This window comes from Rossellomorea sp. GCM10028870, assembly GCF_042666755.1.
Lineage (GTDB): Bacteria > Bacillota > Bacilli > Bacillales > Bacillaceae_B > Rossellomorea.
In genome coordinates this window covers 301,807-314,537 of the sequence record NZ_JBHTGN010000004.1, presented here as the reverse complement: position 1 = coordinate 314,537, position 12,731 = coordinate 301,807, and the positions used below count along the sequence as shown (strand labels likewise).

The window sequence follows — 12,731 nt, the reverse complement described above, 5'->3', positions numbered from 1 at the left end:
TTTTACATCATTCCTTCCTTATTATGTTAGTAGATGTTTTGATTTTACTCTATTCGTTTCGTATTGCCAAACAATGAAATTGGGGGTACCATCTAATAAGTAATCATCATTGATTGGGAGTTTTTACAAATGAATCAAACACTGACCTTCCGTTTCTGGGTCCTTGTCGGAATCGTGGCAATTTCAGGATTCTCACAAGGGATGCTCCTTCCTTTAATCGCCATCATATTCGAGCAGGACGGCATCTCTTCCTCCCTGAACGGATTAAACGCAACTGCACTATATATCGGAATCTTACTCGCCTCTCCATTAATGGAAAGGCCACTTCAAAAAATCGGATACAAGCCTATGATCATCATCGGAGGAATAGTGGTCGCAGCGTCACTTTTACTGTTCCCGGTTTGGAAATCCTTCTGGTTCTGGTTCTTCCTGCGTCTTTGCATTGGAATCGGCGATCACATGCTGCACTTCGCCACCCAGACATGGATCACATCGTTTTCACCAAAAGAACATCGCGGACGTAATATATCCATCTACGGGGTCTCTTTTGGAGTCGGTTTTGCCGTGGGACCGATGATGACTCAGCTCATCACCATCCATCAGGCATTGCCGTTCATCATCTCTTCCTTATTAAGCCTGACCGTGTGGATGTTCGTCTTTAAATTACAAAACGAATTCCCCGATCAGCAAAATATCGGCAGTGCCTCGTTCCTTGGATCGTTCCAGCGCTTCGGAAAGGTTCTCAAATATGCATGGGTCGCCCTGTTGCCTCCGTTGGGATATGGTTTCCTTGAAGCTTCATTAAATGGAAACTTCCCTGTGTTCGCCCTTCGAAACGGTCTTTCCATTGAAGCAGTCGCCATCCTCCTGCCTGCTTTTGCCGTGGGAAGTATCATTTCCCAGGTACCACTCGGGATTCTGAGTGACAAATATGGAAGACAAAATGTCCTGCTCATCGTCATGATGATCGGCTTTCTCTGCTTTTCTGCCGCAGGAATCGTCTCTGAATCCACCATGGGCTTATTTATCTGCTTTACGTTAGCCGGGATGGCTGTCGGATCGACTTTTTCACTTGGTATTAGTTATATGACTGATCTTCTGCCAAAAGAATTACTTCCTGCCGGAAACATCATGTGCGGGATCTTCTTCAGCTTCGGAAGCATGATGGGTCCATTCGTTGGAGGGATCACCATCGACTGGTTCAAAGGCTCAAGCTTCTTCTACTTAATTGCATGCATGATGCTGATGATTTTTGTGAGCCTACTCGTCTTTTCCCTTCAAAATCGACGTAGTGAAATAACCCAGAATAACTAGCACAAAACTCTTTCCATTATCATATACATGTGATAGGATTAGATTATAATAATTATAAATTACTAACTTCATATAAAATCATCTAAGAGCACGTGCAGTTTTGCTGTCACCTTTCATTGGTGGCAGCTTTCGTCGTTTTATAGGGGTATTGACGTTGATTATTATTCTCAATGAGAATCTCGTATTTTCATTTATCTGAAGGAGGAATACGCTATGAGCTCACAATCCAAAGCCTTATCCATGGGAGCACCAAATGAAAAAATACACTTCTTTGAAAAAATAAAACCTCATGCAGAATTGATTGCCGCATTGGTCAGTGGTGTGTTTATTTTACTGGGATGGTTGACATCAAATGACGACTCAAGCTTGAGCATCATCTTCTATCTCCTCGCCTTTGTCATCGGCGGATTCGCGAAAGCCAAAGAAGGAATCGAAGAAACCATCGAAAACAAAGAGCTGAATGTAGAGATGCTGATGATTTTTGCCGCAGTGGGGTCTGCCATTATCGGTTACTGGACAGAGGGTGCCATCCTGATCTTCATCTTCGCTGTCAGCGGCGCACTTGAAACGTATACGATGAACAAAAGTCAGAAGGAAATTTCCGCACTCATGCAGCTTCAGCCTGAAGAAGCATGGCTCGTGACAGGATCTGGCGAAAAGAAAGTCCACGTTTCAAGCCTTGAAATCGGAGACCATATTCTGATCAAACCGGGTGAACGCGTGCCAACGGACGGTATTGTCGTAAAAGGAACAACGTCCATCGATGAAGCAGCCATTTCAGGGGAAGCCGTCCCTGTAACTAAAGGTCAAAGAGATGAAGTGTTCGCTGGAACGGTCAACATCAACGGTGCCATCACCATTGAAATGACCAAACCAAGCAGTGAAACCCTTTTCCAAAAAATCATTGACCTTGTGCAATCCGCGCAAAGCGAAAAATCGCCTTCACAGCAGTTCATCGAACGCTTTGAAGGAACGTATGTAAAAGTAGTGCTTGCCGTTGTCTTCCTGATGATGTTCCTGCCCCACTTCCTACTCGGATGGAGCTGGACGGAAACATTCTACCGGGCAATGGTCCTACTCGTTGTTGCTTCACCTTGTGCCCTGGTTGCCGCTATCATGCCGGCGAGTTTATCGGCGATTTCAAACGGTGCCCGTCATGGAATTCTTTTTAAAGGCGGAGCTCACTTGGAAAACTTGAGCAACATCAAAGCCATTGCCTTTGATAAAACCGGTACGTTGACGAAAGGAAAACCAGTTGTGACGGATATAGTGGTTGCGGATCATGTGGATAAACATGAAGTGATGACTGTCATCGCTTCGATTGAAAATCAGTCGAATCATCCACTTGCTCAAGCCATTGTGAAACACGCAACTCGTGAACGTAACGCGGAACTTTTTCAGCCTGATTCCCTCGAAGACGTATCCGGCTGGGGAGTCAAAGCGCTTGTGAACGGAACCGAATGGAAAATCGGGAAAGCAGATTTTGTGGATAAAGTGTTGGCAGAACAATTTATGGATGGTGCCTTTGGACGAATCGCTTCTGAAGGTAAAACAACGGTCTTCGTTGCCAAGGAAAATCAGATTGTGGCATTGATCGCATTGAAAGACGTGGTTCGTAAAGAAACCATCGAAGCTTTGCAACTCCTTAAAGATGAAGGCGTCCAAACGATCATGCTGACAGGGGACAACGAAAAGACGGCCCGTGCCATTGCAGAAGAAGCCAAGGTTGCCTCCTTCATTGCCGAGTGCCTGCCGGAAACGAAAGTAGACGAACTGAAAAAGCTGAAACGTCAATTCGGTACCGTCGGAATGGTCGGGGACGGAATCAACGACGCACCTGCACTTGCAACGGCCAACGTAGGAATCGCCATGGGTGAAGGAACCGACGTCGCACTGGAAACAGCCGATGTCGTGCTAATGAAAAACGATCTTACCCGTATTGCTGAAGCCATCAAGCTTTCGAAAAAAATGAAACGGATCGTGCAACAAAACGTGGTGTTTTCCATCGCTGTGATCATGCTGCTGATCGCGTCGAACTTCCTGCAAATCCTGGATCTCCCTTATGGGGTCATCGGGCATGAAGGTAGTACGATCTTGGTTATCTTAAATGGTCTGCGATTGTTGAAATAATGTTTAAAAACATCCAATCTTGAGAGGTTGGATGTTTTTTTGTGAATTGGCGGTGAATTCGTGAGGGATGTAATTGCAGTGATTGAAATTGAATGGCGGTCCAGCGATTCTCTGACACTTATCCACACCCCTATTTCATCCACAATAGATCAACCCATTACACCTCCTGAAAATTATCCACAATCCTCATCCCATGAATATATCCCCCTCTATTCCTCCCACTACTAAACAACCAGAATAGTTATCCACACCCCCTGTAACATACCCTCACCTACCAAGGTCCGTCCCTCAAACTAATAATATTTTACTAAAATAATATTTTGTTGTTGCTTTCTTGAAAGGGATATCATAAAATGTGTTTAGTTAGTGCAAACGGTTGCATCTATTTTCATGATACATGCACTCTAATGATAAAGACGCACCAATCAGCATTTCACTTAATCTGAAATGTAAACGCACACATGTAATCCAATGTAAAATATATAGTCGAATAGATTGATATTAAAGGAGGAAACGGGTTTATGAAGAATTTATTGTCATTTGATTTTTGGCAGAAGTTCGGGAAAGCATTGCTTGTGGTCGTGGCCGTCATGCCAGCTGCAGGGATTATGATTTCCATCGGTAAGTTGATTGCAATGATGGGTGGAGACATCACATTAGTGCAAACGATTGCAAGAGTTATGGAGGATATCGGTTGGGGAATCATCACCAATCTTCACATCTTGTTCGCAGTAGCCATCGGTGGCTCATGGGCGAAAGAACGTGCGGGCGGTGCCTTCGCTGCATTGATCGCCTTTGTCCTGATCAACCGTATTACCGGAGCGATCTTCGGAGTCAATGGAGATATGCTTGGAGACCCCGAAGCAACGGTCTCTTCTCTTTTCGGACAAACGTTAATTGTTTCTGATTATTTCACATCGGTTCTTGGTGCACCCGCTTTAAACATGGGTGTATTCGTCGGAATCATCTCAGGTTTCTTAGGAGCCAACCTTTTCAACAAATATTATAACTATGATAAATTACCAGATGCCCTTTCCTTCTTTAACGGAAAACGTTTCGTGCCATTCGTCGTTATTGTAGGTTCTGTTGTAATCGCTGTCGTAATGTCCATTGTATGGCCATTCATTCAAGGATTACTCAATGACTTCGGTCAATGGATCGCAACATCCCGTAACACAGCGCCAATCATTGCGCCATTCATTTTCGGTGCGTTAGAGCGTCTATTATTACCATTCGGTCTGCATCATATGTTAACGGTTCCAATCAATTACACGGAACTCGGCGGAACGTACAAGATCCTGACTGGTTCAGGAGCAGGTTCGACGGTTGCTGGTCAAGATCCACTATGGCTCGCATGGATCGCTGACTTAAACAACTTCCTGGCTGCAGGAGATACGGAAAGCTACAAACAATTATTAAATGACGTCACACCTGCACGTTTCAAAGTAGGTCAAATGATTTTATCCACAGCTGCTTTAATCGGTATCGCTTATGCCATGTACCGTAATGTGGATAAAGACAAGAAGAAAAAATACAAATCCATGTTCCTATCAGCTGGTTTAGCTGTATTCTTAACAGGTGTTACAGAACCAATCGAATTCATGTTCATGTTTGCAGCTCCGCTTTTATACGTTGTGTATGCCATCATGACGGGACTTGCTTTCGCGATTGTGGATATCGTCAACATCCGTGTTCACTCATTTGGATCCATCGAGCTATTGACTCGTGTTCCGATGATCCTCAAAGCCGGCCTATGGGTCGACCTTGTGAACTTTGTGATTGCGTGTATCGTATTCTTTGGCCTTAACTTCACGGTTGCCAACTTCTTGATCAAAAAGTTCAACTTCCCGACACCGGGTCGTAACGGGAACTACATTGAAGACGAAGCAACTACCGGCGGCGGGACAGTAAGTAAAGATTCCATCGCGCCGAAAGTCGTTGCCATGCTTGGCGGTAAAGACAACATCGTAGACGTGGATGCATGTATGACCCGTCTTCGTGTAACTGTAAAAGACACAAGCCTAGTCGGGACTGAACAGGAATGGAAGAAAAACGGAGCATTGGGGCTCATCCTGAAAGACAAAGGCGTACAAGCCATCTATGGTCCGAAAGCAGACGTCATCAAGTCTGACATTCAAGATCTACTGGGAGCGTAATACATGAAATTACTCACGTTGAATTGCCACTCATGGCAAGAAGACAGCCAACTCGAAAAAATCTCGATCCTGGCACATGACATCGCGGAGAAATCCTACGATGTCATCGCCCTCCAGGAAGTCAGTCAGCTGATCGAAAGTGAGACTGCCCAGGGCTTAGTTAAAAAAGACAATTTTGCCCTTGTCCTTCTTGGGGAACTGGAGAAACTTGGCGTGAAGGATTATTCATTAGTATGGGACTTCGCTCATATCGGGTACGACGTCTATGAAGAAGGCGTCGCCATCTTAACGAAGCACCCGGTCGTTGAAGAACACCGCTTCTTCATCTCAAAATTCCATGACCAATCCTACTGGAAAACCCGTAAGATCGTAGGGGCCACGATTTCATATGAAGGAAAGCCCCTCACCTTCTACTCCTGCCACCTCGGCTGGTGGACGGACGAAGAAGAACCGTTTAAGTTTCAGGTTGACTCATTGATCGAGCAAGTCACCACTGAATTCCCCTTCTTTTTAATGGGCGACTTCAATAATAATGCATGGGTTCGTGAGGAAGGATATGATTACCTTCTTTCCAAAGGACTCATGGATACATTTGATGAAGCTGTTGAACGTGACAACGGGATAACCGTTGAAGGGAAGATTGCCGGATGGGATGAGAATAAGGTCGATTTAAGGATTGATCTTGTGTTGTCCAGTGAGAAAGTGGACGTTCGGTCGTCCCGGGTCATCTTTAATGATGTCAATAAGCCTGTTGTCTCGGATCACTTCGGGGTTGAAGTGGTTTTGGGTGAAGGGGTAGGCAGCTGATCTTAGATCGGCTGCTTTTTTTGTGATTATAATGAGGTTTGTGTTGTTTTGGGAGGAGTTTGAACGGGAATCATACGAGTTTTGGGTGTCGGAGTCGTTTTTGCCCAGGGGGATTATGGGCGCTTTGAGATTTATCGACCGTTCTACTATTCTCCGTCAAAACTACACGCCCTCCACCCGGCGGAACATTTAGTCCAAAGCATTCACACACCCTCAAGCCTCCCCACACTCAAAACCTAAACAAAAAAGCACAGCGCCCAAAAGACGCTGTACCCAAACTTATTTCAACTCCACATTATCAATCACCACATCATGTGCGCCAAGCACCTCTCCAGTGGCACCAAGTAAAAACTTCAAACTCGTTTCCTCCCTCAAAGGGGTGGTAAACGTATATTCAAAGCGACCCAGATTTTCATTAAGTTCAGCAAATTCCGAAAGGTACCTCGTATATTGACTGTTTTCCAGCGTCACTTCCATCGACCGTGCTACTGAAGAGCTTGCATCGAAGGATAGCGTGTATTCTTTCCCGGGCTCTAGCACCAGATTCCCTTGAAAGAGTTGAACGCTCCATGCTTCCTTCCCTTCATTCCCGATGGAGATATGTGCTTCACCATCGACATGCTGAATACTTGCCCCTGCATCAAAATGGATGTAAGACTCCCAGGGATCTAAAGCATTGTCGAATGTCCCGTTTTTAATAGGAAACGGATCAATGGGTCCCACTTTTTTCAATAGTTTCATATTATCCAGTTTCACTTTATGAGTGCTGCCCCCAAGGTGGATGACCAGCTGCGCTTCCAAATCCGTTACATCCCGCATCTTGAAAGCCATGCCATGACTCTCCCAATCACCATTCAGAGGAATCGTTTCCGCTGCATAGGAAACCTCTCCATCCTTGCTTCTCATCTCAATCTGAATATCACGGGCACTTTCAGCCATCCCGTCCAGTGTCAGTTCATATTCACTTCCAGCTTGAAGCTGAACACCTTTTTGCACTAATTGTACTTTGTCCGTTTCATTTAAAGGCTTGGCAGAAAATACCCGCTCATCGGGATCCACCCCGATGAACTCAGCATTCTCGGAATCTACCAAATTCCAATAAAGCAAACGGTCAGGGAATCCTTGGTCGAACGTCCCATTATAGACAAGGTTCCCGTCAGGAAGCGCAGACTTGGAAGCATCCGGATCCACTTTCACAGGAGGGATTTCCTCGACCCGGACATTTCCGATCCAGACAGGCAGGGTGGACAAGCCTACATTAAACTCCAGTCGGGCTGCAAGATCGGTTTCCTCCGTCATTTGGAACACCGTTTCATAGGTTTGCACCTGATCTGTTAACTCAAACGACTCACTTCGTGAATACGTGGCATATCCCCTCTCTGGACCCCCGCTGACTTTTACATTGATCGGACGCGCCTCACTGGACTTCGCATCAAAAGACACACGATAATAACGTCCTTTTCCAATAGAGGCATCTTGTATCAGCTGGACAGAATAAGGTTGATTACCGGGCTCCTGTATATCGACTTTTGCGTAGTTCACGCTATCCAACTGATCAAGGGACACATTCGCTTTCCCTCCAAAGTCAGGGACGGTCAAGAAATACCAGTAATCCGTATTCTCCACCCCTTCAATCCCTTCAACGTCATCCCAGTCCTGATCAAATCCATTATTGTAAATGAGATTTCCGTCTTCGAGGGGTTGTTTCGCTTCTTCCGGTAATGGTTGCTGTTCGAATACAGGCAACTCCGGCGTTTTATACGGTCTTCCCGTCAGATCATAAACCCGCACATAGTCAACGTCCATGGATTGAGGGAACATGGTATCCTCTGTTGGATCCCCGTCAAAATTCCCGCCGATCGCCACATTCAATAACATGTGAAAAGGCTGATCAAATGGTGCAGGATACGTGAAGTTGGCCGCATTGCCTGTCCCTTTGCTATACCAATTGTTTTGGGTTTGGCGGAGCTTTCCATCCACATACCAACGAATTTCCCCCGGCTCCCATTCAACTGAGTATACATGCTCGTCGGCAATGGTCGATCCATCTTCAAAGGCATAGTGAGCGCCGGTGTATTTATTGTTCGGCCAGGTTTCACCGTAATGAATAGTCCCGATCGCTTCTTGTGGATTACTTCCCTGGGCTTCTAATATATCGATTTCACCGGAGGCTGCCCATCCTCCATACTTATCATCTTCCGGGAGCATCCAGAACGCCGGCCAGTAGCCTTTCCCGACTGGAAGCGACGCCTTCATTTCGAATTTCCCATACGTTTTTGAAAAAAGCCCCTTCGTTTTCAGGCGTGCGGACGTATAAGAGTGGCCTTCATACTCTTCTTCTTTAGCCGTGATGACGAGCTTTCCATCTTCTGTCTTAGCGTTATCAGGGCGGTCTGTGTAATATTGTTTTTCATTATTCCCCCACCCGGGTATAAAGATACCATTGGCATCGGTAAACCCGTTGCCGATATCGAATGTCCATTTCGAACGGTCAATTTCGGCCTGATTGAATTCGTCATTCCATACGAGGGACCATGGTGAAGCAAAAGAAGATGCATCACTTGTTTCTTCTCCCTTATATGTAACGGTGCCGTTCAAAGTTGCTTTCTCCACGTTACCGTCTCCATCGATAATCGACCCTTTACCGGATGCTGATACAGTAAGTTCCTTTACTAACGCATCCGTAGCAAGGATGACGCTTGAAAGCGCGTTCATTTCAAACCGATCTGCAACGCCGTCAAGCTCTACTTGAGCCCCTCCTTTTTTACCAGTGGTTGTAATGGTTTCGAACTCGCCTTTCAAATCAGCTTTCTTCGTTTTGACCGTGGATGCCGATACGGTTACGTTCTGGAATCCAACGGACGAAAGTTCTCTTTCTTCAAGCTCGGCATTTCCATCCAACAGGGTTTCTTCGACTATTGATTCCCCAGAGACGGTGATCTTTGTAGGGTGACCAGGTCCTTGAACCGATAGATTGTGTAACTCCGAATCGGACAGCTGAAGGGTATCAGGCGCTTCCCCTTTGATAAGGGTCTTCCCGTGAACCGTCACGTTTTCAAGGGTGATGTCTTTTCCGGCATCAGGTGTGATCACCAGGTCGCCTTCAATCGTTTTATCTATTAATGTCGAATCCTTGAGGTGAAAAGGCTTTTCTTTCTGCGTTGCTTTTCCTATGTTTCCTGGTGTAAGACTCATGATGAGACATGCAGCGGTAAAAGAGGTGACAGCTTTTTTAATCATTGGAACGCCTCCAGTTTTGATTGATGTCTCACGTGGGACATTTGTATATAACTATAAAAGCATCACCACTCTTTGACAACATTTTTTTACAATAACAATTCCATTTTTAACGAAAAAAAATGCCTACTCCCTTGGGAATACAGCATTTTCTCTTCTTAATCTTTTTGACGACAGGAAGCTCGTTTGACGAGTGCAGCTTGAAATGGACTCATCTTTTCATAGGGAATCTCCTCGATTCTATGAATCAGCTGCTCCACCAGAGCCACCGCCATCTCAACTCTAGGTACATGCATGGTCGTTAATGCGGGAGACGTATATTCCGTAAGCAATAGATTATCAAAGCCAATGAGAGACACATCGTCAGGGACATTTTTGCCGGCTTTTTTTAACGCCTTGAGGGCACCGAATGCAATATGATCATTCGAACAAACGATAGCTGAAGGAAGAGTCCCCCGCCCGATCCAATGATTGACGGCATCCCGTCCTGACTCCTCGATGAACTTACCTTTATATATGTAATCCGTTTGCACGGGAAGCCCTGCTGTTTGCATCGCTATTTGATAGCCTCTCAAACGCGCCATTGCTGCAGGATTATCTTCATCACCCGTAATGATCCCGATCGCCTCATGACCAAGCTCAATGAAATGATTGGTCGCCCCCAGTGCACTCACCTCGTTTTGTAATACGGGCATCGGGATCTCAGGTGTCCACCTTGACACGTTGTTTTGATCAAAGACCCCCACCAAGAAGCCCGCTGCGGAAATTTGATCCACGATTGATTGGACGTTGCTCCAACTGATGATGATCCCCGCATCGATGCTCTTTTCACGGTAAAGTTTTAAAACCGGGGAGGAATCATTCAGATCCGTCATAGTCACCAGCATATTATAGCCCCGCTCTGAGCAGGCATTGATCATGGCCCCGATCACCACACTGTAAAATAGGTCATCCGAATATATACGATGCTTCGAAGGATCTTGAATGATAAAAAGGCCGATCGTGTACGTCTTTTTTTTCACCAGCCTTCTCGCTGACACATTGGGCTGATAGTGATTCTCCTCCATAATCTGCAGAATGCGTTCACGGGTCTCCGCTCGTACCTGATCCGAATTGTTCAATACACGCTGTACCGTCTTCCGAGACACCCCCGCAATCCTCGCAATATCAAATATATCCATAGACTCCTCCTGAATGGTTGCTTTCTTTTATTATACCGAATGATGCTTAGGTTGGATATATAGCCATGATCGGACGATCGATCCACCCAATCGAACACTCAGTCAACGCTCCTAAAAACAATTGAAACCTCCCCACCCCCTCATCCGTATATACACTATAAACAGAAGCACTTGAAAGGGGAACACTATGGGAAATATATTACTATTTTCAGTCATTGTCGGATTGGTCATGGCCTTACTCGTCGTACCGATGGCAATCATGAAAAAGCAGAATAAAAAAGAGGGGTATCCGTCATTTGCAGCACTGTCCGGAGCCACTCTCCTGATCACGACGATCATTGTATTCGTCTTCTATTACATGACGAATCTTGATCAGAACTTTACGAGCATGTGGATCTTGCTCATCGTAGCTGCAGGATTCGGCGCCACACTTGCAACCGGGACCGAACGAATGGTGAAGGGCGCATTGTTCCTTGGAAGTCTCCTCATCGGGGCTTACTTCCTGACTGCCTTTGTCTTCAACGCCGATCAGAAATTTGAATCAGCGAAAATGGACGTAAAAACGGAAATCGAAGCGTTCGATGAGAAGGAAACGCCGGCAAGCGTCCCTCCACAATTCGCCCGTAACAAAATGAAGAAAGCATTCGGTCAGGTTCCGAATACGAGTTACTATGAGCTTGGACGACTGCAGATTCAAAAGGTCAATGGCGAGTACGTCTACATTGCACCGGTTGAATTCTCCGGATTCTTTAAATGGTTCAAGGGGGATGAAACACCTGGTTACTTCACGCTAAGTGCCACCGATTCATCAGCAAACCCTAAATTCATTAAAGAGGAAATGGTCTACACACCATCTGCCTTCTTTAATAAAAAGATCGAGCGACACATCCGCTTGAACTATCCGAAGCAGATCTTCAATGGTGATGTTCAGCTTGAGGTCGATGACGAAGGAAAGCCATTCTATATTCGAACGTACGGTGAGTTCATTTCTGCACGAAATGGATTTGAAGCGAAAGGAATCGTCATGGTAGATCCAAAATCCGGTGATACCAAGTCATACAAAATCGATGACGTACCGGATTTCATTGACGGCGCGATTTCACCGGAAACCGTCAGCCTCCAAAACAGTTATTTCGGTAACTACGTTCAAGGATTCTGGAACAGCCGCTTCGGTAAATCAGACGTCAAGCTTCCTTCAGATGAAGGGACCGAAGCCAATGTGAGCCCTATTTTTGACGAAAATGGTGACATGTACTACTTCACCGATTTCACCTCGCCAAAAGAAGGTGTCGATTCCATGCTCGGTTACTCCCTGACGAACTCAAGAACGGGAGAAGCGACATTCTACACAGGAAATCTTGAAGAATCCTACATGGATTCACAAGGAGCCCTACAGATCATCCAGAAGAAATTCATCGAGAAAAAATGGGACGGCGAAATGCCGGTGCTCTATAACTTCTACGGAGAAGCAAGCTGGCTGACCCCGGTGCTCGATGCGAATGGTTTCTTACAAAACTACTTCATCGTCTCGGCAGCCAACCCGGAAATATCAGCCTATGCGGGCACACCAAACCAGGCATTGAAGCAATACAAAACCGCCCTTCAACGAGGAGGCGGGAGCGTTGACGGCAGCTCAAAAGCCGAGGAGAAACAGACAAATGGTACAGTCGTCCGGGTCTATAAAGAAAAGACAGGCGACTCCACAGTCGTATCATTCTTACTCGACAACGGCAACAACTATATCGTCTCCTCCGAAAACAGCTTACTTGCGATCTACCTGAAGGAAAATGACAAGGTGAACGTGAAGTACATGGATACAGGGGAAGAATTCCTGCCAGTGAAAGAACTGACCATCGAAGGATTATAATAAAAAAACGATGAGGGCTCATGAGCTCTCATCGTTTTT

The 12,731-nt window shown here is 45.7% G+C and carries 7 protein-coding genes; 5 read left to right on the top strand and 2 right to left on the bottom strand.

Annotated elements, in window-relative coordinates; all coding sequences use genetic code 11:
• Window positions 1–129 precede the first annotated feature (129 nt).
• The 4 genes from ACFQWC_RS17770 (at window position 130) to ACFQWC_RS17755 (ending at window position 6,407) form a co-directional block, all read left to right on the top strand.
• Window positions 130–1,314: an MFS transporter gene (locus tag ACFQWC_RS17770; protein ID WP_299741670.1), complete on the top strand. Its 1,185-nt coding sequence runs from the start codon at window positions 130–132 to the stop codon at window positions 1,312–1,314.
• Between the two features lie 213 nt (window positions 1,315–1,527).
• A complete protein-coding gene (locus ACFQWC_RS17765; protein WP_377108741.1) occupies window positions 1,528–3,444 on the top strand; it encodes a heavy metal translocating P-type ATPase in 1,917 nt (638 codons plus the stop codon).
• A 521-nt stretch (window positions 3,445–3,965) separates the two neighbouring features.
• Window positions 3,966–5,600, top strand: coding sequence for a PTS transporter subunit IIBC (locus ACFQWC_RS17760; RefSeq protein ID WP_341357369.1), 1,635 nt, complete (start codon window positions 3,966–3,968; stop codon window positions 5,598–5,600).
• A gap of 3 nt (window positions 5,601–5,603) precedes the next feature.
• On the top strand, window positions 5,604–6,407 hold the full coding sequence (locus ACFQWC_RS17755) for an endonuclease/exonuclease/phosphatase family protein (protein WP_377108740.1): 804 nt from the start codon (window positions 5,604–5,606) through the stop codon (window positions 6,405–6,407).
• A 279-nt stretch (window positions 6,408–6,686) separates the two neighbouring features.
• Here the strand turns inward: ACFQWC_RS17755 and ACFQWC_RS17750 are convergent, their stop codons facing one another.
• On the bottom strand, window positions 6,687–9,647 hold the full coding sequence (locus ACFQWC_RS17750) for a carbohydrate binding domain-containing protein (protein ID WP_377108739.1): 2,961 nt from the start codon (window positions 9,645–9,647) through the stop codon (window positions 6,687–6,689).
• A 155-nt stretch (window positions 9,648–9,802) separates the two neighbouring features.
• On the bottom strand, window positions 9,803–10,825 hold the full coding sequence (locus ACFQWC_RS17745; RefSeq protein ID WP_377108738.1) for a LacI family DNA-binding transcriptional regulator: 1,023 nt from the start codon (window positions 10,823–10,825) through the stop codon (window positions 9,803–9,805).
• 187 nt (window positions 10,826–11,012) lie between these two features.
• Between ACFQWC_RS17745 and ACFQWC_RS17740 the strand changes: the two genes are divergently transcribed.
• Complete coding sequence (locus tag ACFQWC_RS17740; RefSeq protein ID WP_377108737.1) at window positions 11,013–12,692, top strand: hypothetical protein; 1,680 nt, start codon at window positions 11,013–11,015, stop codon at window positions 12,690–12,692.
• The last annotated feature ends 39 nt before the right edge of the window (window positions 12,693–12,731 follow it).